The organism is Helicobacter sp. TUL (genome assembly GCF_002287135.1).
Taxonomy (GTDB): domain Bacteria; phylum Campylobacterota; class Campylobacteria; order Campylobacterales; family Helicobacteraceae; genus Helicobacter_F.
In genome coordinates this window covers 140211-165035 of record NZ_NESU01000002.1, presented here as the reverse complement: position 1 = coordinate 165035, position 24825 = coordinate 140211, and the positions used below count along the sequence as shown (strand labels likewise).

At 37.2% G+C, this 24825-nt stretch carries 20 protein-coding genes, 1 tRNA gene and 1 pseudogene; 12 read left to right on the top strand and 10 right to left on the bottom strand.

The genetic code is table 11. The features are described from left to right. The first annotated feature begins 57 nt into the window (after positions 1–57). From purM to B9T66_RS01870, 10 genes and pseudogenes are all read left to right on the top strand, one after another. Positions 58–1041 (top strand): phosphoribosylformylglycinamidine cyclo-ligase, encoded by a 984-nt coding sequence (purM, locus tag B9T66_RS01915; RefSeq protein ID WP_095627304.1) that lies wholly within the window; start codon positions 58–60, stop codon positions 1039–1041. Positions 1042–1054: 13 nt separating this feature from the next. Further along, positions 1055–1897 (top strand): SH3 domain-containing protein, encoded by an 843-nt coding sequence (locus B9T66_RS01910; protein WP_095627303.1) that lies wholly within the window; start codon positions 1055–1057, stop codon positions 1895–1897. Then, positions 1897–2685 (top strand): shikimate dehydrogenase, encoded by a 789-nt coding sequence (locus B9T66_RS01905; RefSeq protein ID WP_095627302.1) that lies wholly within the window; start codon positions 1897–1899, stop codon positions 2683–2685. Before B9T66_RS01910 ends, B9T66_RS01905 begins: the two co-directional genes overlap by 1 nt. A gap of 47 nt (positions 2686–2732) precedes the next feature. Next, positions 2733–2820: transfer RNA gene (locus B9T66_RS01900), tRNA-Ser, on the top strand. A 97-nt stretch (positions 2821–2917) separates the two neighbouring features. Beyond that, the gene (gene hsdR, locus B9T66_RS01895) at positions 2918–5245 is read left to right on the top strand and encodes an EcoAI/FtnUII family type I restriction enzme subunit R (protein ID WP_095627301.1); all 2328 of its coding nucleotides are present in this window, start codon (positions 2918–2920) and stop codon (positions 5243–5245) included. Positions 5246–5248: 3 nt separating this feature from the next. Further along, positions 5249–6174: pseudogene (locus tag B9T66_RS09355) on the top strand (HamA C-terminal domain-containing protein). After that, positions 6164–8266: a DEAD/DEAH box helicase gene (locus B9T66_RS01885; protein ID WP_095627349.1), complete on the top strand. Its 2103-nt coding sequence runs from the start codon at positions 6164–6166 to the stop codon at positions 8264–8266. Before B9T66_RS09355 ends, B9T66_RS01885 begins: the two are co-directional and overlap by 11 nt. A gap of 1 nt (position 8267) precedes the next feature. Beyond that, complete coding sequence (locus B9T66_RS01880; protein WP_095627300.1) at positions 8268–9746, top strand: restriction endonuclease subunit S; 1479 nt, start codon at positions 8268–8270, stop codon at positions 9744–9746. An 86-nt stretch (positions 9747–9832) separates the two neighbouring features. After that, the gene (locus B9T66_RS01875) at positions 9833–10870 is read left to right on the top strand and encodes a virulence RhuM family protein (RefSeq protein WP_095627299.1); all 1038 of its coding nucleotides are present in this window, start codon (positions 9833–9835) and stop codon (positions 10868–10870) included. Next, a complete protein-coding gene (locus tag B9T66_RS01870) occupies positions 10851–12353 on the top strand; it encodes a type I restriction-modification system subunit M (RefSeq protein ID WP_095627298.1) in 1503 nt (500 codons plus the stop codon). The genes B9T66_RS01875 and B9T66_RS01870 overlap by 20 nt, the downstream gene beginning before the upstream one ends. Before the next feature lie 40 nt (positions 12354–12393). On the opposite strand, the gene B9T66_RS01865 is transcribed toward B9T66_RS01870, so the two are convergent. The 5 genes from B9T66_RS01865 to B9T66_RS01845 are packed head-to-tail and all read right to left on the bottom strand — an operon-like array spanning position 12394 to position 17821. Continuing rightward, on the bottom strand, positions 12394–13974 hold the full coding sequence (locus tag B9T66_RS01865; protein WP_095627297.1) for a phospholipase D family protein: 1581 nt from the start codon (positions 13972–13974) through the stop codon (positions 12394–12396). Between the two features lie 20 nt (positions 13975–13994). Further along, positions 13995–14840: a YihY family inner membrane protein gene (locus B9T66_RS01860; RefSeq protein WP_095627296.1), complete on the bottom strand. Its 846-nt coding sequence runs from the start codon at positions 14838–14840 to the stop codon at positions 13995–13997. A gap of 3 nt (positions 14841–14843) precedes the next feature. Beyond that, complete coding sequence (locus B9T66_RS01855; protein WP_095627295.1) at positions 14844–15689, bottom strand: biotin synthase; 846 nt, start codon at positions 15687–15689, stop codon at positions 14844–14846. After that, positions 15686–16699 carry a Gfo/Idh/MocA family protein gene (locus tag B9T66_RS01850; protein ID WP_095627294.1) on the bottom strand — a complete coding sequence of 338 codons (1014 nt, stop codon included), beginning with the start codon at positions 16697–16699 and terminating at the stop codon, positions 15686–15688. The genes B9T66_RS01855 and B9T66_RS01850 overlap by 4 nt, the downstream gene beginning before the upstream one ends. Positions 16700–16714: 15 nt before the next feature. Further along, positions 16715–17821: a DegT/DnrJ/EryC1/StrS family aminotransferase gene (locus tag B9T66_RS01845; RefSeq protein ID WP_095627293.1), complete on the bottom strand. Its 1107-nt coding sequence runs from the start codon at positions 17819–17821 to the stop codon at positions 16715–16717. 127 nt (positions 17822–17948) lie between these two features. Here B9T66_RS01845 and B9T66_RS01840 point away from each other — a divergent pair, with 127 nt between their 5' ends. Both B9T66_RS01840 and obgE read left to right on the top strand, forming a co-directional pair. After that, on the top strand, positions 17949–19544 hold the full coding sequence (locus B9T66_RS01840; protein WP_095627292.1) for a flagellin A: 1596 nt from the start codon (positions 17949–17951) through the stop codon (positions 19542–19544). Positions 19545–19703: 159 nt separating this feature from the next. Next, positions 19704–20714, top strand: coding sequence for a GTPase ObgE (obgE, locus tag B9T66_RS01835; RefSeq protein WP_095627291.1), 1011 nt, complete (start codon positions 19704–19706; stop codon positions 20712–20714). 72 nt (positions 20715–20786) lie between these two features. On the opposite strand, the gene B9T66_RS01830 is transcribed toward obgE, so the two are convergent. From B9T66_RS01830 to speA, 5 genes are read right to left on the bottom strand one after another with little or no spacing between them, the layout of a single operon-like run. Further along, positions 20787–21479: an MqnA/MqnD/SBP family protein gene (locus B9T66_RS01830; protein ID WP_095627290.1), complete on the bottom strand. Its 693-nt coding sequence runs from the start codon at positions 21477–21479 to the stop codon at positions 20787–20789. After that, positions 21479–21748 (bottom strand): HP0495 family protein, encoded by a 270-nt coding sequence (locus tag B9T66_RS01825; RefSeq protein WP_095627289.1) that lies wholly within the window; start codon positions 21746–21748, stop codon positions 21479–21481. Before B9T66_RS01825 ends, B9T66_RS01830 begins: the two co-directional genes overlap by 1 nt. After that, complete coding sequence (locus tag B9T66_RS01820; RefSeq protein WP_095627288.1) at positions 21749–22171, bottom strand: acyl-CoA thioesterase; 423 nt, start codon at positions 22169–22171, stop codon at positions 21749–21751. It abuts the gene before it with no gap. 8 nt (positions 22172–22179) lie between these two features. Further along, positions 22180–22878, bottom strand: coding sequence for a serine O-acetyltransferase (cysE, locus tag B9T66_RS01815; RefSeq protein ID WP_095627287.1), 699 nt, complete (start codon positions 22876–22878; stop codon positions 22180–22182). A gap of 1 nt (position 22879) precedes the next feature. Next, a complete protein-coding gene (speA, locus tag B9T66_RS01810) occupies positions 22880–24730 on the bottom strand; it encodes an arginine decarboxylase (protein WP_095627286.1) in 1851 nt (616 codons plus the stop codon). Positions 24731–24825: the final 95 nt, after the last annotated feature.

The window sequence follows — 24825 nt, the reverse complement described above, 5'->3', positions numbered from 1 at the left end:
TAATCTTATGCAAAGTTTCTATACTATACAATACGCCAAATTTTTTATGGAGCATTTATGCTAAGTTATAAAGATTCTGGAGTAGATATAGACGAGGGTAATGCCCTTGTAGATGGACTAAAGCCCTTAGTTCAAAGCACATTTGATACAAATGTTATCGGTGGGATTGGTTCTTTTGCTGGTGCATATGCTATGCCTAGCGGATATAAGCAACCTGTGATTTTAGGCGCTACCGATGGCGTAGGGACAAAACTACGCCTTGCCATAGATTCAGATATTTTGGAGAATGTGGGTATTGATCTTGTCGCAATGTGTGTGAATGATCTTATTTGCAACTTTGCTACACCGATATTTTTTCTTGATTACTACGCTACAGGCAAGCTTGATAAAGCAAATGCGTTGCGTGTCATACAAGGCATTGTAGAAGGCTGCAAACTCGCACAATGTGCGCTTATAGGTGGAGAGAGTGCTGAAATGCCTGGTATGTATGCCAAAAAAGACTTTGATCTTGCCGGATTTGCCGTAGGGATTGCAGAACAAGAGGATTTGCAACGCCAAACAAAACTAAAAGAGGGAGATGTGCTTATAGCCCTACCTTCTAGTGGTTTGCATTCTAATGGCTATTCGCTAGTGCGAAAAGTCCTAGAGCGCGCTAATCTTACATTAGATTCACTCTTTGAAGGTCTGCCACTCGCACAAACGCTCCTTACACCTACTGCTATTTATGTCAAAACCTTTTTGGCACTAAAAAACCATATCAAAGCACTTGCACATATTACAGGTGGTGGGATTATAGAGAATCTCCCTCGCGCGATTCCTCATGGATTAGGTGCTTGTATCCAAAAAAGTGCTCTTAAAACACCGCCAATTTTTGATTTAATGCGTCAATATGTCGATGAAGCAGAATGTTTTAGGACTTTTAATATGGGTGTTGGAATGATTTTTATAGTAGATCCAAAGGATGTCGATCTTGTGGTAGGCAAAAGTGGGGGTTATGTGCTAGGATATATAGATTCTAGCAGCGGAGTGAAATTACAATAATTATGGAGCATATATGTCATTAAAATCTATTGTAAAACTCTATTCTATCCCCATTCTTATCGTGATATTGGGAATTTTTTTGTATTTTGTGATATTTGCAGAACTTAATGAAAAAAAATTGTCATATTTATACGCACAATATAAAGACAACAAATCACAATCCGCACAAAACGCAGTAGATACAGATTCTCAAAATACACATACAACATCATCTACTGCTCCAGCACAAACACATAATGCACAACCAGAAGTCATCTTGACACAACCCACCAAAGAACCCCCAACCCCTCAAGCTACACAAACTATAGCGGTTGAAACCCCTCAAACAACTCAAGAGATTGCACAAGACCAAGCACCATCACAAGCAAATACAGACACACAAGATACGCTACCCCAAGCGCCACAACAAATACCTCAAATCTTTGATACCCCACAGATTCGGTATGTGCATGTGCGTAGTGCTAATATTCGCGCACTGCCAAATATAAATAGTGAGATTCTATACAAGGCATATGCGGGGCAACAACTACTCTTAGTGCAAAATATTCCAGAAAGTGAGTGGAGTGAAGTGGAGGTAGATTCTAAGATTCGTGGCTATATCGCTTCATACTTGCTTAGCACTAATCCCCCACAAGAAAACGCACAAAATACAAATGTCATATCCAAAAATACTATGCCTGAAGTTATCGTCAAGTCCGCTAACATTCGTGCACTTCCTAGCTCCGATGCACCAGTGATTACGACACTTAAACTTGGTCAAAGCGTGCAAGTCCTCCAAGATGATGGCGAATGGAGCAAAATCCTTTTAGACAATGGACGAGAAGGCTATATTGCATCTCGCCTTTTGAGCAAATAATGCAACAATTTTGTGTTTTTGGTAACCCTATCGCGCACTCAAAATCCCCTCTTTTACACAATACTACTTTTATGTCTTTAGGATTTGAGGCGCGCTATGGGAGATATTTACTAAAAATCCCTGATGAGCTTGGTGCTACATTTAGTATGCTTAAACTCCAAGGGGCAAATATTACCGTGCCTTTTAAAGAAGTGGCATTTGCCCAAAGCCACGAGGTGCGAGGGATTGCCAAAGAAATTGGGGCTGTGAATACTTGGGTGCGTGAGGGAGAGAAAATCATTGGTTATAATACCGATGCGCAAGGCTTTTTTATGTGTGTGCAAGAATGGAATCTGCGTAATGCACTGATTCTTGGTGCAGGTGGTTCGGCAAAGGCTTTAGCCTTTATCTTGCGACAAAATGGTATCACCACACACATCATCAATCGCTCCAAAACGCGCTTAGAAGACTTTGCGCGCAATGGTTTTGTGTGTTTTACACCCCAAAATTTCCACTCTACTAAGCCCTATGATATCGTGATAAATACGACTCCAGCCGGGCTAAATGATGAACTCTTGCCACTGCAAGAGACGCTTTTGCGCGCCATTCTCTCTCAAGCACGCTATGGCTTTGATCTTATTTATGGCAGGCAGACACCATTTTTAAAACTCGCCAAAGATCTTGGTTTGCAAACCTCCGATGGCGCACAAATGCTTATCAATCAAGCAGCACTTAGCAGTGAGTTTTTTAGCTTTGGGGCTATTAGCACCAAAGACGCACTTACATGTATGAATGCCCTTGGATTATAGAATCTAAGGCTTTTTGAAGATGAGAACAAGTATAATACACTCTTTATAGAGAGGTGTCCGAGTGGTTGAAGGAGCACGCCTGGAACGCGTGTAAGGTGCAAGCCTTCGAGGGTTCGAATCCCTTCCTCTCTGCCATATTTATACATTTCTTAGATACAAATCAATCCGCGTAAATTCATATAGACAAATGCCAAGAAACCGATTATAATGTGTATTTTTATGGAGGGTATGAATGCCACTAGGGGAAACGGATACAAGAATCAAATTTATCGATACCAAACTCAAAGATTCTAGCTGGAGCGAGGATTTTATCAAGCGTGAATATTATTTTACCGATGGTAGAAAACTGCTTGGAGGCAAAAGGGGTGTTAGAAAATTTGCTGATTATTTGCTGTGCTTCCAAAACAACAATCTAGCTATTATCGAAGCAAAAAGGCTTGGCAAAGATTCACTAGATGGATTATCTCAAGCCATAGAATATGGCGAGATTCTTGGTGTGCGTTTTGTGTATGCTACAAATGGCATAGACATTTATGAATACGATAGACTAGATTCACAAGGTCGCTATATAGATGAGTTTCCAAGCCCACAGATTCTCTTTGATAGGATTTTTGGCAACCTTTTGGAATGGCAACACAAACTTCTAACCCAAAAAGAACTTCATATCCCACAAAAGCCATTGCGTTATTATCAAAAAATAGCACTAGATAGAGTGATACAAGCCCTTATCAATAACAAAAAGCGAATCTTGCTCACCCTCGCCACTGGCACAGGCAAGACAACTATCGCCTTTGCACTTTGCTATCGCCTCTTGCAATCCAAATGGAATCTTGATAATGCCAATAGAAAGCCGAAGATTCTCTTTCTTTGTGATCGCATTACCCTGCGAAATCAAGCTTTAAATGAGTTTAATCCCATAGAGGAGGATTGCAAAGAGATTAGTGCAGGAGAGATACGCAAAAATCAAGACAAAGTGCCTACAAGTGCTGATGTGTTTTTTGGTATCTATCAAAGCCTAAGCAGTGAGGAGAATATTCAAGAAGACGCCAAACAAGACAGACACAAAGAAGAAAGCAAGTTGTATTTGCAATACCCAAAAGATTTCTTTGATCTTATTATCATAGATGAATGCCATAGAGGCGGAGCCAATCAAGAGGGGAGCTGGAGGGCTGTGCTAGATTATTTTGAAAGTGCAGTGCATTTGGGGCTTACTGCCACGCCAAAGCGAAGCGATAATGTAGATACTTACAAATATTTTGGTAACGCTGTGTATGAATACAGCCTAAAAACTGGGATAGAAGATGGCTTTCTCACGCCTTATAAAGTCAAGCGTATCATCACCACTCTAAGCGATGGCTATACATACAACCCCGATGACATTGTGCAAGGCGAACTACAAAGCAGACATTATGCGCCAATCAAATTTGAGCGTGAGATCACACTACCCAAATACAACGAATTTATCGCCAAAAAGATTCTAGAGCTTATCAATCCTATGGATAAAACGATTATCTTTTGTGTCAATCAAGCCCACGCAAGTGCTATAAAAATCGCCATTGACACACACAAAAAGATTAAAAGAGATGATTATTGTGTGAGAGTTACAAGCGATGAGGGGACTATAGGACTAAACTATCTTAAAGAATTTCAAGACAATGATAAAAGCTATCCTGTGATTCTCACAAGCTCCAAAATGCTAACAACAGGTGTCGATGCTAAAAATGTCCGAAATATCGTGCTTCTTGCCAATATCGGATCAATGATTGAATTTAAGCAAATCATAGGGCGAGGCACAAGAGTGTATGAGGGCAAAGACTTTTTTACAATACTTGATTTTTTTGGTGCGACCAAGCTTTTTTATGATCCAAAATGGGATGGAGAAAGCAATGCCATAGATGAAGAGAGTAACACAGATTCTGATACTAGTTTCCCTGTAAGCACCAAAAGTAACAAACAATCAAACAAAACAGATGAAACGCCAAGCCAAAAGGTGGTGATTCACCTAAAAAGCACCAAGCTACAAGTGCTAGATATACAAACGCGTTATGTAGGAGGAGATGGCAAACCGCTAGGCACAAAGGAGTTTTTGGAATTTCTCATCGGCAAGCTTGGTGCATATTATGATGACGAAAAGAAACTAAAGGCGATGTGGAGTGAGCCAAAAAATAGACAAGCATTCTTAAAAAGTCTCCAAAATGAGGGGATCGATGATGAAGTGCTAGAGAATCTACAAGAGATTTTTGAGCGAAAAGATTGCGATATTTATGATATTTTGGCGCATATTAGCTTTAGTAGCGAGATAGTATCACGCAGTGAGCGAGTGATAAGCGTGAGAAAAAGTGGCTTTTTGCAAAGATTCCATAAAGAAAGAGCTATAAGACTTATAGAGTTTTTGCTAGGATATTATGAAAAACACGGAATCAACGCCTTTGACAACATTAGCACTTTGCTAGAGCTTAGCTCACTTGGCTCTATGCAAGAAATCATTAATGACTTTGGCGGAATCTCTGCACTAAAAGAGAGCATAGAGGATTTACAGAGGGAAATATATGGGGTGTGAAAAATGGAAAATGAAATGATAAATACCTATGTAAAAAATTCTGCTAATAATTTTGTCATATTTTTAGATGAAACTCTATGTCATCAATATCATCATTTTTTACTATCTATTTCAAATCAATTTGAAAGCAAAAAGTGGAAAATGAAAAATTTTAAAAATTTTATTATTACTAATTTAAAAGAATGCGCTCTAACAGAACAAGAAAGGCAAAGTTTAGCAGGCAATGAAGGTGAAATTTTAGATAAAGCTATCTCAAAACTAAGAATAAATGAAAGAAGTGGAGAGATAGGAGAAATTTTCCTCCATGGTATCATGAGGGAATATTACAATGCTCTACCTATTGTTCCTAAAATTTTTTATAAACAAAATCGCAATGTGGAAGCATTAGGATTTGACAGCGCCCATTTAACTATAGAAAACAAGAATGCCATTTGTGGCTAGGAGAATCAAAGTTGTATGATAACTTAGATGATGCTATAAGAAATGCTATAAAATCTCTAAAAGATCATCTAAGTGACGACGAAATTATGCGTAATGAAGCTAGAATAATTGCAAATTCACATGAATTAGATAATTTAGGAAAACATCATAACATTCAGACACGCACATTGGCAAATTTCAAGCAAATTGTTAATGGGAATATTAATCTTGATGAATTAAAAAGCATTTTACATGTGCCAATATCTATTATTTATAATTGTGACCATACAAAAAACATTGAGGAAATTACCGACGATTATAAAACAACAATAAAAAATTTTCATAAAGAAAAGGGGAATGAAATATCAGAGGAAATCAAAAAACTTTCAAATAAAATTACATATATCGATAGAATAAAATTTCACATAATTTTATTTCCTGTTCCTGATAAGAAGGAAATTATGAGCAAAATAAATAAAATCTTTGAGAGTTATAGAAATGCTGACTAGTGAACAAATCTTTGATAAATGTGTAGAGATATATAAAATTCTAAATAACAACAAAGAAGCAGAAGCTAAAGAAGAGCTTTTGTATTTACTCGATGAAATTCAAGATAAAGCTTTATATCCGCCTATATTAAATCATCTTATCAGACAATTTGGGTTATACCCCTATATGAATCAAGATACTTCGATTTTAGAAGATAGATTTTTGCTAGAATGTTTTAAAACAGATATTGGAGAGGATGAACCAAAGGTTTTACATAGAGAACAATCAAGGGTTTTAAAAAGACTTTTAAGCAATGAAAGCCTTATTCTTTCTGCTCCAACAAGTTTTGGCAAAAGTTTTATTATCGATGCTCTAATAGCTATGAAAAAACCAAATAATATATTAATCATTGTCCCTACAATTTCTTTATTGGATGAAGCTAGAAGAAGACTTGTAAAGAAATTTTATAATTATGATATAATCACAACCACTCAACAGACCGATTTAAAAAATAACAATATCTTTATTTTTTCTCCAGAAAGAGCAGTTGAATATTTTTCATTTATTAATAAAGAAAATATCAGACTTGATTTTTTTATAGTTGATGAGTTTTATAAAATATCAAAGGATTATGAAAAAGAAAGATTTGCTCCATTGCAAAATGCTATTTTGAAATATATGGGTATTTCTGATCAAAGATATTATATTTGTCCTAATATAGATAAGATAAAAAATGAAAATAGCATTCTTTGTAAAGGAATGAAATTTGAATGCCTTGATTTCAATACTGTTTTTATTCATATTAATAAATGTTATAAGAATAAGGATTTTAAAAAAGAAGAAAAAATTCTAGAAATAGTAAAAAAAGATGAAAAAACTCTAGTTTATACTCAAAGTCAAAGCAATATAAAAAAAGTTTGTGAAATCTTGGTAGAAAATACCATTATAGAAAATTCAAATGCTTTATTGGAAAATTTTGCAAAATGGTTATCAAAATATTACGGAGAACACTACCTTAATGATACATTAAAAATTGGCGTGGGAATACATCATGGAAGGCTTCATAGGTGTCTATCGCAATTGCAAGTAAGATTATTTGAAGGAAAAGATTTACTAAAAACCATTGTTTCTACATCTTCTTTAATAGAAGGGGTTAATATTCCAGCAAAAAATCTTATTTTATGGGATAAAAGAAATGGAACAAAAAATATAAATCATTTTACTTATAAAAATATTATAGGTAGAAGCGGAAGAATGTTTAAATATTTTATAGGTGAAGTATATTTATTTGAATCTCCAAACGAAGATGATAATCAAGAAAAGATATTAGATGTAGAAATCAAATCAGAATCTTTATCTATTAATGATGAGATAAATAATGAAATTCCCGATAATATACAAACAGAAGTTAAAAATAATCAACGAGAGATAATAAAATTAATAGGAAGAGATAAATTCGATTTGCTTAAAAAAGAAACATTGTTAAAAAATGATTTAGAAGTTATTATAAAAATAATTCAAATATTGCAAAGTGAAGATTTTAATAGTGAAATTTTTACATATTTATTTAATGATGAACCTGATACATGGTATATCTTATCTAAAATTGCGTCTATAGGAGAATTTCATTGTAAAAATATTGGCGATATAAATACTGTTGAGTTGGTAAAAAAATTATCACAAAATTGGACTAAACCACTACCAAAACTTATTAAAGATATGGGAATTGATTTGGATGATTTTTTTAAATTTGAGAATCATGTAGCTTTTAAAATTGCATCACTATTTTCCGATATTAACACTTTACAAAAAATACTCTACCCTGAAAAAGCGATAGATATTTCAAGTTTTGTTACAAAACTTTCAAATGCCTTTTTGCCATCTGTGGTTTATACCCTTGAAGAGTTTGGACTCCCTAGAATCGTTTCTAAAAAACTTCATAAATGTGGATTCATTGATTTTGAAAATAAGGATTTAACAATAGAACAAGTATTAGATAATTTTAAAGAAAATACAGCTGATAATATAATCAACAAATTAAAAGAAAAAAATCTTTACGATGATTTTGAAGATTATATATTAAATTATTTTTATGAAGGTTTAGGGCAGTAAAATGACACATTTACCGCAGGGGTGGGAAGTAAAAACAATAGAAGATGTTTGTAAAAATTCAAACTCGAATTTAGCCTTAAAAGATATAAAAGATAAAAGTGGAGATTATCCTGTTTTTGGTGCAAGTGGCATAGTTGGTTATGTGGATTTTTTTCATAAAGCTCAAGAATGTTTAGGTATAATTAAAGATGGTGCAGGGGTTGGAAGAGTCTTTGTTTTACCTAAACAATCATCAGTAATAGGCACTTTAAGCTATTTAGAAAACAATGAAACTACGAATCTCAAATATTTGTTCTACTTTCTTAAAAATCTCGATTTTTCAAAATATATTTTAGGTTCGGCAATTCCACATATTTATTTTAGAGATTATAAAAAAGGGCAGATTCCACTTCCGCCGCTAGAAGAGCAGATGAGAATTGTAAAAATTCTAGATTCTGCGTTTGCTAGTATTGATAGAAGCATAGAGCTAGTAAAAGCAAATCTTGCTAATCTCGATGAGTTAGCCAAAAGTGTGCTTGATAGAGCTTTTAATCCTTTGGGAGATTCTACAGAATCTACACAGAATCCTAGCACACGCGATACACAATCTCCCTATCCCCTCCCGCAACATTGGGAATGGAAAACCTTGGGGGAGATGTGTAAGATTCTCAATGGTGGGACACCAGACACAAAAAACCCTGTTTTTTGGGATTTAAATCAATCGCACGAAGTGCAGACAGATAAAAGCGTCGTCGGGGTGGGGGGAGAGGTTGAGAGGGGGGAGGGAGCGACTTCGCAATTCAAGCCCCTCCACCCTCTCGCAAAAGACATAGAAACTAAAAATGATGATTGTAATTCTACGCCCTTATCTCAAGATGATAACTCCCCCTATCCCCTCCCGCAACATTGGGAATGGAAAACCTTGGGGGAAATTTGTTCTATTACAGACGGGACACATAAAACGCCAACTTATGTAGAAACTGGGATTCCATTTTTGTCTGTCAAAAATATTTCTAAAGGCTTTTTTGATTTAAGTGATGTTAGATACATATCGCAAGAAGAACATAATAAGCTTATTAAGAGAGCTAAGCCTGAATTTGGAGATATTTTGATTTGTCGTATTGGAACTTTAGGTAAAGCTATAAAAATTTCTTTAAAGTTTGAATTTAGCATATTTGTTAGCTTGGGACTTTTGAAACCAAAGATTAAGTTAGTAAGTGATTATTTAGCTCATTTTTTAAACTCTTATTGTATTGAAAAATGGATTAATGATAATAAGGTGGGTGGAGGAACGCATACCGCCAAACTAAACTTAAATGTTTTAGAAAAATGTCCTGTAGCCCTCCCAAAAGACATAAAAGAGCAAGAGCAAATCGCAAAGCATTTGGATTCTACTTTTGAGAGAATCAAAAAGCTAAAAGAGCTTTATAACGCACAGCTACAAGACTATGAGGAGCTTAAGCAATCCCTGCTTACTCAAGCTTTTAGCGGAAAGTTATAAATGTTAAAAAATTTGCCAAACTTTAACACAACAGCAAGATATGTTAAAAATTTTGGATTTTTTTAACATATTATCAAAGGATAACAATGCAAAAAAGCATAAAACGAAATCTTACTATGGATTTTTTAAGCTTTAGTTTGGAAAATCAAGAAGAGTTTTTAGAAGTAGTTTATAAAAACGATGATATATGGCTTAGTGCTGCTTTAATGGCTAGGTTATTTGAGTGTTCTAGTGATAATATTTATTTGCATATCAATAATATCTATAAAGAAAACGAACTTGATAAAAATTTAACTTCCGAGGAAATCTCGGTAGTTCAAAAAGAAGGAAAAAGGGAGGTTGCAAGAAAAATCACATTTTATAATTTTGATGTAATCATTAGCGTAGGATATAGGATAAATTCTTATAAAGCTACAAAATTTAGACAATGGGCTACAACAATTTTAAAGCAATTTAGCATCAAAGGATATGTGCTGGATAAAGAACGCTTGAAAAATGGTAGCGTAATAGATAAAAACTATTTTGATGAGCTTTTAGAAGAAATTAGAGAAATAAGAGCTAGTGAAAGACTCTTTTATCAGAAGATAACTGATATTTACACAACAGCAATCGACTATGATAAAAATGATGAATTAACTAAAGAATTTTTTGCTAGTGTGCAAAATAAACTTCATTTTGCTACACATGGACACACCGCAGCAGAGCTTATAAAACAAAGGGCAAATTTTCAAAAACCAAATATGGGACTTAATACTTGGAAAAATGCACCTGAAGGTAAAATTTTGCAAAGTGATGTAGTAATTGCTAAAAACTATCTTAGTCAAGATGAGCTTTTAGAATTAAATCGTATAGTAGGTATGTATCTTGACTATGCTGAAGATAGGGCAAAGAAAAATATAGCAATGACTATGCAAGATTGGAAAGATAAGCTTGATAGCTTTTTAGAATTTAATGAAAGAGAAATTCTAAAAGATAATGGTAAAATCAGTAAAAAAATAGCAGATGATTTTGCCAAAGAAGAATTTCATAAATTTAGAGTTATTCAAGACAAAAATTATAAATCAGATTTTGATAAAGCTATTTTAAAAGCCTTAAAGGATAACAATGCAAAATACAATCGATAGAATCACAGACATACTAAGGCGTGATGATGGCATAAGTGGTGCGATGCATTATAGTGAGCAGATTAGCTGGATATTGTTTTTGAAGTTTTTAGATGATTATGAAAGAGAATTAAAAGATGAAGCGTTTTTGAATGATGTGCCTTATACGAGCATTTTAGATTCTAAGTATGCGTGGCAGAGCTGGGCAGCACCCAAAAAAGATGGCAAACTTGATGTGAAAAATGCGCTAAGTGGAAGTGATTTGCTAGAGTTTGTCAATAACGAGCTTTTCCCTTATCTCAAAAGTTTTAAAAACAATGAGGACTTTAAAAGTATCGCGTATAAAATCGGTGGAATCTTTGAATTTATCGACAATAGAATCGCCAATGGACACACGCTAAGAGAAGTGATAAACCTCATCGATGAGCTTAGCTTCAGCAAAGAAAGTGATGTGTTTGCACTGGGTGATGTGTATGAGAAACTACTCAAAGATATGGGAAGCGATGGCGGTAATAGCGGGGAGTTTTATACGCCAAGAGCGTTGGTTAAAGTAATGGTAGAAGTTATCAACCCTAAGCCAAAAGAGAGAATCTATGATCCAGCGTGTGGGAGTTGCGGATTTTTGGTGGAGAGCTTTTTGCATATTTTGTATGAAGATAGGGCAAAAGGACAAAAAGCAAATCTAAGCGTAGAGGAGCTAGAGTTTTTGCAAAAAGACGCACTCTTTGGCAAAGAAAAAACGCCGCTTAGCTATGCTATGGGGATTATGAATATGATACTTCACGGGATAAAATCCCCAAATATTATCAAAACAAACACGCTAAGTAAGAGAATAACAGACATAACAGAGAGTGAAAGATACGAAGTCATACTTGCAAATCCTCCTTTTGGTGGCAAAGAAAAAGAACAGATTCAGGGCAATTTTATTGTGCCTTCCAACGCTACAGAGCTTTTATTTTTGCAACATATCCTAAAATCACTCAAAACCAATGGTAGATGTGCGATTATCGTGCCTGAAGGGGTGTTGTTTCAAAATTCAAATACCTTTGTGAAAGTCAAGCAAGATTTGATAGAAAACTATAATCTAGAATGTGTGCTAAGCCTACCTAGTGGCGTGTTTCTCCCCTATAGTGCAGTAAAAACCAATGTGCTATTTTTCTCCAAAGGGTTAAGAGGCATTGTAGATGAACAAGATAGCAGTGTGTATTATTATGAGCTTATCCCACCTTATAAACTCACCAAAAATAAGCCTTTGGAATATGCGCATTTTAAAGAATTTTTGGAGTGCTACAAACAACGAAAAATCACACCGCATTCTTACCTTGTGAGTTTGGAGGAACTAAAAGCAAGGAATTATGATCTAAGTGCCAAAAATCCCAATACAAAAGAGGAAAAATCCTTGCGTGAAGTGGGTTCGATTTTAGAATCTTTGCACAATACCCAAAATCAAGTGATGACACTTTTGGGAGAGCTAGAAACACAAATACACACAAAATCTCACTAACGATACAAAAGCCTAAGACATATGCGTATAAAAGCTAAGGCTACACTTGATCTTCTGGCAACACTCTAGCTAAGACATTAAAAAAGCGCAACAATATGTTTGCATTTGGCGATTTTTGGTGAATCTCAAATTCTCCGTTTTTATTGTATCCTTTCCAAAATATCTTATCATCTACGCACCAAAGTTGCCACGCATCCGCCATTTCTTCTTGGATATTTGCCTTTGTTTTTTGGGCAAAGCTTGGATTTTCAAAAACCACCACAGATTCTGTATTAAGATTACTTGATCGCTGATCGAGATTAAAGCTCCCTACCCATGTAATGCGCTCATCAAAAACAATCGTTTTGCTATGCAAAGACGCACCTGAACTAAACTTGCCTCGCACACCACTTTTCTTTTTTTTGCCCTCATATTGGTATTCATACACGCGCACACCATTTTTGACAAAAATATCACGATAGCGCTCCCACGCCGCATACACTACAAGCGAATCTGTTGAGGCTAGTGAATTAGTAAGGACGCTAATATGTATATTGCGATCTTGGAGTGATTGGAGATCGCCTATAGTATGCTTACCTGGCACAAAATACGCCGCGGCGATATACACATCTTTTGTAGTATGCGCAAAGATTTGTTTTAGCGCATCTGTGATAGGGCGATTGGGATTTGCTTTGTCGATTTTATCTGGCGTATCCGCGATAAACATTGCCTTGCCCCACGCCATATCAAATTGTTTTGTCGTGTAGTCCTGCATAAATGCTCTGATTGTCTCATCATATTTTAAAAATCCGCTAGGCTGGGTAGCGATCTTTTCTGAAATTGCTTTAATCTCTTTGATGTAATTTTTCATCGATCGCTTGGAGGGCAAAAGTGTCGCAGGGATAGAGCGCTCATACTCCCAATACTTCATAAAGCTCTTTGTTGCGGACTTTGCCACATCGCCGATAAAAACTACATCGGTATCGGTAAAATTTAAATGTGTATTATTATCAAAATAATCATCTGCGACATTACGCCCACCGATAATAAGCGCAGTATTATCAACGATAAAAACCTTATTGTGCATACGGCGATTGATACGCGAAAAATCATAAATCATTTCAGGGTAGCGCAAAAGCTTGGAGCGATTTTTATAGGGGTTAAAAATTTTAACCTCAATATTTGGGTGTGAATCTAGCGTAATAATATCCGAAAAATCAGAATCTAAGCCATTGTCATCAATCAAAATACGCACCTGCACGCCTCGATTTGCCGCTTTCCAAAGCTCGTGCATAAAAATTTTGGACGCAAACTCATCTTTGTAGATATAGGATTGTAAAAAGATAGTTTTTTGTGCCATACGCGTAAGTGCGACGCGGTGCAAAAATGCTTGTGTGCCATCAGATAGCAAAAATGCGCCACTCTCGCCTTTGTGTGCCTCTAACTCATTAGCATATACCATACCTAGTGTTGTGGTATTTGGGATAAATTCTGGGATTTTTTGCTTTTGTGGTAAAACACTGGCATTGACATCTTTGACATTCACCACCACAGAAGAACACCCTGCATACATAAAAACTACCAAAAATCCTATGACAATGATACTAGCAACACTCAATATATGTTCGCTCAGAAATGTCATAACTAACCCTTGGCTACGCTTCAAATCTTGACTTCACCAAAAGTCTGCTCAAGCTTCTTACCAAAGTTGCTCATAAACCCTTCGCAAGATCGCATACCACTCAAAATCACTATCCAAGAAACATAAATCCACAACATCAAAAACAGCAAAATAGAAATTTGTCCATAGATACTTTTGTAAGTTTGGTTATAAAACACATAATACACAAACCCCCATTTTGTGATAAGCCACACAATCGTAGTGCCTAAACTAGAAAGCAATAACGGGAAAAAATGCAAGACTTTGTTTGCTGAAATTTTAAACAACACAAAAAACATCACCCAAGTGATGAGATAAGGCAAAGTCTTATACAGCATACTAAAATCCGCCACATCATTAAGCACCCTTTGGACTTCACCACTAAAATAAATAGAAAGCGCCAAGGACACTGGAAACAAAGTAATCATAGTCCAATACACCACGACAGAATCAAAAAACTTTCTAGGGCTTGAATTAAATACTTTAGCAGTTACATACTCAAAGTTGCGAAAAAACAAAATCGAAGTAACAAGCACATATACTAATCCCATCGTGCCAAGCTTGGAGCTATTTGCCAAAAACGCATCAAGGTATTGAGAAAATGTGTCTGTATTGGTGGGCAAAAGATTTGATAAGATAAGCTCTTTTAGCTCCAAAATCTCGCTTTGAAACTGCGGAAAACTAAGCAAAATAGAAAAAAAGATAAGCAACATCGGAATAAGGGCAAAAATCGTATAAAAACTTAGTGAAGCAGCATAAATCAACTGCTGATCAAAAAAGCGATAGATTCTGCGAATCTCAACGCTTATTTTGCGCACAAATACTTTGGAGACAAAAGGTTTTTTCATCGATTAATGGCAACTTGTCGCGGGTGTGTATCCATATGAAAGTATGCGATCAACATCGTTTTTGGGAGCCTCGCCTTTTGTCGTGAGATAATCACCTAGCACAACCGCATTTATCCCACATTCAAAAAGCTTTTTTTGATCCTCACCAAAGATATGCTCTCGCCCACCAGCTATCATCAAACGCGTTTTTGGTAAAAATTCACGCGCTAATGCCACGCAATCAAGTGCTTCTTCTTTGCTAAGTTTAGGAGCTTTTATAGGCAAATTTGGGTTAGCGATATAAAAATTTATAGGGCTAGAATGAGGTGTGAGAATCTGCAATGTCTTAAGCATATCAATCCTATCTTCCCAACTCTCTCCCAAACCAAAAATCCCTCCTGAACATAGCCCAAGCTCTGCTTTTAGTGCATTCTCGCAAGTCTCAAAACGCTCACTCCAAGTATGGGTGCTACAAACTTGTGGGAAAAAATTCTTAGAAGTTTCAAGATTATGGTTATAGCTATCCACACCATTTGCCTTAAGGTATTTGAGTGAATCCAAATCCGCTCTCCCACAACACGCGATAATATGTAAGCCCAAATCCGCCTCTTTAATCGCGCGTGCAGCTTGTGCGATATATTCACATTTTTTAGAATCTAACCCGCGCCCAGAGGTTACAAGACAAAACCCAAGTGCGCCGTATTCTTTAAGGCTTCTTGCTTCGTGCAAAATATCCTCTATAGGTTTATTTTTGTATGTAGGAACATTTGTATTGTAATGAGAAGATTGAGTGCAATATTTGCAATCCTCTGCGCAATTTCCGGAAGTTACATTGCAAATAGAGCATAAAAAAATTTCTTTTGGATTCATTGTATTCCTTTGGTATGAGTTGTATAAATGATATTTTGTATTTGGTTGGCAATTTTCATAGCATTTTGCCCATCAATTTCATTGGGCGCGATCTCATTTTTTGGTGCAGTATTGGATACTTGAGAATCCCTAGAATTAGCGCGACACATATTGCTAAAATCGAGCAATTCCAAAAGCAAGGCTTCCTGTGGTCGCACCTCGATACTCTCACTGCGCGATGAAATAGAGATATTGTGTAAATGTTGCTCGATAGTTTGCTTGTTGATTAGCACTTCTTTGCTCAAAAGATTACAATCAATATACATATCTTCGCAAGTAGCAGTAATTTGGCGGATTCTCTTTTCTGTGATACGCGAAGCTGTAATCGTGCTAAAAGCACCATTTTTATGCGTGATAATCGCACGCGCATATTCAATCATACCATTAATCACGACACCATGGGCTTGCACCTCACGCGCTTCTCCATTAAAAAGCAAACTCAAATCAATATCGTGAATCATCAAATCCATTACAACATCAACATCTGTAATGCGGTTGCTCATTTTATTGGTGCGGACAAAATCCACACTAAAAATGCGTGGAGAATTTTTTAGTAATTCCCGCAAAGCAGCAATAGCAGGATTATAGCGCTCAATAAATCCTACTTGGATACAGAGATTTTTATTGCGTGCAGCATCTACGATGATTTGGGTTGTATCAAGCGTATCGGTTAGGGGCTTTTCGACAAAAATATTTTTGATATGATCGCTTACTTTTTGGATATAGTCAAAATGCGTAAAAGTCGGCGTAACAATAATCACGCCATCGCTATTTTGCAAAGCATTTTCTAGCTCACTTTCATCTTGGAGCGCATACACATCAAATTCTTTTGCACTTTTTTCTAATAATTCTTTATTCACATCATAAATAAAGCTTACTTCAACATTTTTTAAAAGATTAAGGTTGCGTAGGTGGTTTTGACCCATTTTGCCAATGCCTAAAAGCCCAATTTTTACAATTTTGCGATCCATACTTCCACCTATACTCTAGCTAAGCAAAGCATTAAGAGATTCTATAATATAGCTCTGCTCTTGCTCACTCAAGAAGGCACTAAAAGGCAAAGAAAAAATCTCGCGTGAGATTCTCTCGCTCACAGGGAATGCACCTTGTTTGTAACCCAAATATGCCAAAGATTCTTGTAAATGCAAAGGTAGCGGATAATGTATAGCCGTAGGAATGCCTTTGTTTTGTAGCATATCTAGCACTTTTTCACGCGTAAATCTCTCATCAGCCAATCGCACCGAATATTGCGCATATACACTTGTGCGATCGCTTGGAATCTGTGGCAAAATGAGATTTTTTAGGTTGCGTGTATAGATATGTGCTATCTCCTCACGCTTGGCAATCTCTTGGTGAAAATGCTTAAGCTTGGCGTTAAGCACCGCGCATTGTATAGAATCTAAACGCCCATTAAGTCCTATGTATTTATGCATATAACGCCCAATTTGCCCGTGATTAAGGATAGATCCGATTTTAGAATCAAGCGCTTCATCATTGCAAAATACCGCGCCACCATCGCCATAACACCCAAGTGGCTTAGATGGGAAAAAGCTTGTTACGCCTATTGTAGAGAGGTTACACGAATATTTGCCTTTGTATGTTGCACCAAAACTTTGACACGCATCTTCTATCACGGCGATGTTATGTGCATTGGCGATAGCATTGATACTATCCATATCCGCAGGTAATCCATACAAACTCACAGGAATAATCGCCTTAGTGCGTGGTGATATGGCAGATTCTATTTTAGAGGGATCGATGTTATATGTCGCCTCATCAATATCAACAAAAACAGGTTTTGCACCCAAAAGCGCAATCATTTCAGCAGTAGCAATAAATGTAAAAGGTGTTGTAATAACCTCATCATCTTTTTGTATCCCAAGTGCCATAAGTGCAATAAGTAGTGCGTCTGTGCCGCTAGAAACTGCACGCGCATACCGAGCATTACAAAATGCACTAAGATTAGATTCTAATGTATGCACACTTGGACCCATAACATATGCACTAGAATCCAAAACCTCTTGTATCGCTGTATCTATCTCATCTTTATAAGCCCTATATTGTGCCTTTAGATTAATAAATTGTATATCCATCGCTCACCTAGTTCCGACAAAATTTGGGGAATTTTACCAAAAAAATATTTAAAAATTTGTCCCATATCCGATTTAGCTTCTAACTTGCACAAGGAAGTGCAAGCAAACATACATAAAGGAGTATATCATGGCTTTCCAAGTCAACACTAACGTTAGCGCACTTAACGCAGCAGCTCAAGGGACATTCACCCAATACAATATGAAAAACTCACTTGAAAAGTTGAGTTCTGGTCTTAGAATTAATAAGGCAGCAGATGACTCTTCAGGTATGACTATTGCCGATAGTTTGCGATCTCAAGCAAGTGCATTAGGTCAAGCTATCAGAAACACAAACGATGGTATGGGGATTATCCAAATTGCGGATAAGGCGATGGACGAACAATTAAAAATCCTAGACACAATCAAAGTCAAAGCGGTTCAAGCAGGACAAGATGGACAATCAACACAATCTCGTCAAGCAATCCAAGCGGACATTAAACGCCTTATTGAAGGTTTGGATAATATCGGTAACACAACTACTTACAATGGTCTTGCATTGCTTTCTGGATCATTCTCTAACAAAGAATTCCAAGTAGGTGCTTACTCTAACCAAACGATTAAAGCATCTATTGGTGCGGCTGTGTCTAACAAAATCGGTCAAGTGAGACTTGAAACAGGTCAGAATGTTACAGCAACTGGTGAAGTGAAGTTGAAGTTTGTTAATGTCGATGGTGTTAATGATGTAGAGCTTGAATCTGTAAAAATCTCTTCATCTGCTGGCACAGGTTTGGGAGCACTTGTAGAGGTTATCAACAAAAACTCTGATAAAACAGGTGTGCGTGCAACTGCCAATGTTATCACAACTTCAGATGAAGCTGTCAAAGCGGGAAGCCTTGGTGGTGTGATCCTTAATGGATTCTCAATTGGTGATATTATTGGTATTAAAGATAACGATAGCGATGGTCGTTTGGTGCAAGCTATCAATGCCGCTACAATGGATACAGGTGTAGAAGCTTATACAGATAACCTTGGTCGTTTGAATTTGCGTAGCACCGATGGTCGTGGGATTCAATTCTCTACAACAGGTGCGGTAGCACAACAAGGGCAAAACCAACAAGCTCAAGGCAATGGACAAACTCAACAACAAGCCGCTGGCGTGCTTGCAATAGAAAAAGTCAATGGTGGCAAAGATATTACTGCAGGTCCAGATGTTAAAAATGGTGGTAACTGGAACCTTGGACGCCTTTCACTTGTAAGAACTGATGCAAGAGACATTGTAATAAGCGGAGCAGGTATTAGTGCAACAGGTTACAACACAGATCAAACAGTTGCTGAAGCTACCGTGAACTTGCGTGATGTAACAGGTTCTTTTGACAAAGATATTCGTTCAGCTTCTGGTGGTAACTTTAATGGTGTGTTTATCGACGAATCAAAAAACCTTGGTGCAGGTGTAACTTCTCTAAGAGGTGCAATGGTAACAATGGATATCGCAGAATCTGCTACAAAAATTCTCGATAAAATCCGTGCAGACCTCGGTTCTGTTCAAGGACAAATGGTAAGCACTGTTAATAACATCACTATTACTCAAGTGAATGTTAAAGCAGCTGAATCACAAATTAGAGAGGTGGATTTTGCAGCTGAAAGCTCAGAATTTAGTAAGCTAAATATCTTGGCTCAATCTGGAAGTTATGCACTTTCTCAAGCTAACGCGGTTCAACAAAACATCTTAAGACTTCTTAACTAGTCTTAAGGGTTATGCCTTACTTTTTGCTAGAGGTGCTTACCTCTAGCATACTTCAAGTGCTTCTTTTTACCTCTTTTGATAGATTATCCTAAGCCCAATTTTTTGAATCTTAAGCTACAATTTTCTTGATACTCTTATAGAATCTAAGGATATTTCACAATGTTTGTCGATAGTGCTGATATTTTTGTATTTTCTGGTAATGGTGGTGCTGGTGGCGTAAGTTTTTTGCGTGAAAAATTTGTCATACAAGGCGGACCTGATGGCGGAGATGGTGGCAAGGGTGGCGATGTAATCATCGAAGTAGATCCAAATGCACACACCTTAGCAAATTTTCGTGGCAAAAAACATTATCGCGCACAAAATGGTGCAAATGGTGCACCACGCAATTGTAATGGGAAAAGTGGCGAGAATCTCATTATCAAAGTGCCACTTGGCACGCAGATTCTAGACTTTGATAGTGGTGAGGTTTTGGCGGATTTTGGTGAGAATGCAATGCGCGTAAAACTCCTAGAGGGTGGCAAGGGTGGATTAGGCAACGCACGATTTAAAACCGCGCGCAATCAAGCCCCTACACACGCCCAAAAAGGTATCCCAGGAAAAGAACTGCATATCCGCCTAGAACTCAAGCTTATCGCTGATGTTGGGCTCGTGGGCTACCCAAATGTAGGCAAATCCACGCTTATCTCAACACTTTCAAATGCAAAACCAGAAATTGCCAATTATGAATTTACCACAATCACACCACACTTAGGGGTAGTGGAAGTTGATGAATTGCATTCTTTTGTAATGGCAGATATTCCGGGAATCATCGAGGGTGCGAGTGAAGGCAAGGGATTGGGATTAAGATTCCTGAAACATATTGAGCGCACGAAATTTTTACTTTTTGTGCTTGATAGTGCAAGAGAAATGGATATCTGCACGCAATACACAAATCTAGTGCGAGAACTTGAAAATTTTTCCCCTGCCTTAAGTCAGCGAAATTTTGGGATTGTAGTTAGCAAATGCGATGTGCATACACCAGAGCTAGATTCACTCCAATCCCTTTGTGCCTCACACGCACACACACCACATTTTATCCTGCCTATTTCGGCTGTAGCCCATCAAGGGACCAAGGAACTTGTTTTTGCACTTTTTGAAGCCTTGCAATCAAACTCTGCACAAAATCCCTAAATACTAAGTTTTTGGTAAAACGCACTTTTGCCACAAAAAGTAGTGGATATGAGAATATATTTGGCTTAGTTTTTAGAATCTGTGTGGGCGTTTGATACGCTTCAAACGCACTTGCCGATAAAATCGCTCTAAACCTCTTTTTTCCTTTGGTCCTATAGCATAAAAAATATGCTCCAAATACTCTGCAATATACCAAGATTCTATCCCACTCCTATGCGAAGCTGCCATAAGCATATAGTGGGGAATTTTTTTGTGTTTAGTCCCATAACGCTTATTAAATGCCTTGCTAATACGCCCTAAAAGCTCTCCATAGCTACTAAAGCACAAACGCCCAAAGACAAAGGGTAGTTTGGTGCGATCCCACCATTTTTCTCCCATATCTTCAAATTCACCGCCATCGTATCTAAACTTAAGCGCCCTATCACCGATGAGCACCTCACCTTGCAACCCCAAAACCTGCGAAAGCGCATTGGAAGTATCAGATTGGTAATCAAAGCCACTGCCTTTTTTGACAATCACACTCCATACTGCACCTTTGGCGATGATACCGCTAGGACATACCTTATGTTTATAATGTGATGCATAACCAGCAATCGATGAGATAAATCCCGCATCAATGCGCCTAAACAAGAAATCTTGATTAAGCTTTGAGGGAAAGGATTTTTTAAGTGCAATGCACTTTTTCATATATGAGGGCAGTGGATAGGCTTTGATACACACATCAAAGGGCAAAAGATTAAGATATGCAATTTTTCCAAAACGCATTAAATAACCATTGTGACATGTTGGTGTTTTGATAGTGTGCTAAAAATCGCGTCGCGCTGTTCTTGAGAATCTACCTCGAGTTTGATATGCACGCTCACGAATTTTCCGCCATTAGAAAAACGAGTTTTTATAATCTCATAAGGGTTATTAATGGCTTCAAAAATGGCATTTTGCACCTGTGTTTCATCTCTGCCAATCACAACATACTCCCACAAAGTAGGATATGTAATCTGTGGAGTTTGCTCTAAATCGTTATGAATGTGTTGCATTTACACTCCTTGCAATAATGTTACAAATTCATCTGGAATCTTGGTAATCTTTTGGTGGATAATATCAACAAATGCAAGTGTTACCTCCATACCAAAGATACGATCTTGTGTTGTAGGCGAAAGGCTAGATGTATTATGTCCTTGAGTGATTCTGTATATGTCTTGTCTAAGACGCACGGAAGTCTGTCTCATCTGCAATACCTCTGTTCGCACCTCTAGCACATCGCCTAGCTTAGCACTCGCATAAAATTTTGCCTCCAAACCACTAACCACAAAACCACAATTTCCGCTATATGGCTGCATAGTGTTGGCAAAGAATATCTCGCTTCGTGCACGTTCGCAATATTTGATATAGTTTGTGTGATAGACAATCCCACCACAATCTGTATCCTCAAAATAGATTCTCACTTGATATGTCTGCATTGCATTTCCTAAGATTTTAGCGATTCTAAAAATTGCTTATACAACGCATTTAGATTCTCAAGCTCTTTGGTGCAGTCTTTGGAACTTGTCTGCTCTAGAATCTGCAAACGCTTACACAAATACTCAAAAAGCACCCTATCAATATCAGGAAGTTTGTTTGCTGCACTTGCCTCTTTGGATCTACCCTTGACAATCACGCGTGCAGGTATGCCTACTGCTGTGCATTCAGGTGGGACATCGCGTATAACCACAGAATTTGCACCAATCTTTGCATTTGCCCCTATGGTAATATCACCCAACACTTTTGCTCCAGCCCCAATCACAACGCCATTTTCTATGGTAGGGTGGCGCTTGACCTTATCCAAACTCACGCCACCTAAACTCACACCTTGATAAATGGTTACATCATCGCCTATAATCGATGTTTGTCCTATCACCACACCAATAGCATGATCAATAAAAACACGCCTACCAATCTTTGCTTCTGGGTGAATATCAACATTGGTAATAAAGCCTGTAATCCCCATAAGCACACGCGCCAACCTCCGAAACCCACGCACATACAACCAATGTGCCACCCTATAATGCACAAGTGCAATCACACCCGGATAAAAAAATAGCTCGATTCTACTCTCTAGCGCAGGGTCACGCAACCTCACAATACTAAAATCCTCTTTAATGAGTTGCCACAAACTACGCTCTTGCATATTAGCCCTTTTTGATACTAATGGTGCGGAGATAGCCATTTTCGCTAAGCATAACATATAAGCGTCCTAGCACCTCTTTTTTGCTATCTGAATCTAAATCCTGATTTTCCTCGATATATTGCTTTAGGATTCGCTCAATCTCTTTGGTATCATAATCCAAGTCATCAAGCACATCAAGAATAGTTTGCGCTTCCAAAAGATTGCAAAGCTCATAGCCTTTATTAAGATCATCATCAAATACAACGCTAAATTCTGTAGGGTGCGTAAAAAGATTATGTCGCATACCCAACACCTCTTGATACGCTCCCACAAGAAAGAATCCTAAAAAATATTCTTCTTTGGTTACATCAACATCGTGCAAATACAATGGCTTACTCGCATCAAATGCTACTTCCCCATCACTATCGCAAGTAATATCCCATAAACTCGCACTCCTTGTTGGTCGGCGATTTAATCTATCAAGAGGCATTACTGGAAAATTTTGTCCCAATCCCCAATAATCAGGCAAGCTTTGGAAAAAGCTACAATTTAGCAAATAGCGCTCTTGCACTTGTTCTTGAATAGCAATAATCTCATTATGATTTTTATGCTTAAGGAGTTTGAGGACTTTTTTGATAATAAGATGCACCAACACTTCGGTATTGCTACGATCTTGCAAATCGATATATCCCAAATCAAATAAAGTCAGTAGAGATTCCATATGATCAAAGCTATCGTGCAAGTATTCAATCGCGGTTTTTTCACTCACGCTCTCATAAAGATCATAAAGCTCTTGGATAAGTGGTGGATTAGAATCTTTAAGTTTAAGTGCCTTTTCATCATATTCTTGAGAAAGTAGCTCTAGCACAGGTGCGACCAAAACCGCGTGATTAGCGGCAATAAAACGCCCAGATTCTATAAAAATATCAGGTTCTTTCTCGTTTTTGTTTTTTGCAATTTCACGCAATGAAAACACCACATCACCGCTAAATTCTTCAAGCGTGTAATTGCGATTATTCTCATTTTCGTGTTGGGTATATTCCACCGCCAAACCACCGCCGATATTCACGCAACTTAGATTCTTAGCGCCTTTTTTGCGAAGTTCGGCATAAATGTTTCCAGCCTCCCTCAAGGCTTTTTTAAGAGGCAAAATATCACTCATTTGGCTACCAATATGAAAATGAATCATTGTAAATCTATCTAAAAGATCGTGTCGCTCAAGCATATTAAGCGCCTCTAAAAGTTCTGTAGAAGTTAAGCCAAATTTTGAATAAATTCCACCGCTTTTTGCCCACACACCTATACCACTGCTATGAAGGCGGATTCTAAGTCCTATTTTGGGATAAGGCTCACCCATTTCTTTGGCAACATCAATGATTGTTTCTAATTCATTTAACCCCTCAATCGTGATTGTAATATCGTGCTTCATATTTGCCGCAATAAAGCCAAGAGAAATCATCTCTCGATCTTTAAAGCCATTAACAGTAATTGGCGTATTTTTGTTGGCATATGCCATTGCCAAAATAAGCTCTGGCTTACTCCCTGCCTCTAACCCATAACATTTATCTGCACTTTGCTCCACAAGTGGCAAGACAAAATGTGGCATTTGATTGACTTTGAGGGGGAAAACTGCCTTAAAATTCCCTTGGTAATTGTATTCTGCAATAGCACGCTCAAATGCCGTAAAAACCTTGCAAATCTGATTTTTGATAAGATGAGGAAAGCGTAGCAGTAATGGACCTCGATAGCCCTTTTCACGAATCTCTTGCACGATTTGTATCAATGCGGGTTTGCTTTTGTGATTAATTTTTACTTGCCCATCATCAATAAAAAAATCGCCATTAGCCCAAAAGTTAATGCCATAATCCACCATAACTATACCTTACAAATCTAGATTCTAAACTCGCATTATACAAAAGATAAAGATATAATGCGCCAAAAAACATACCCAAAGATTAAAGATTCTTA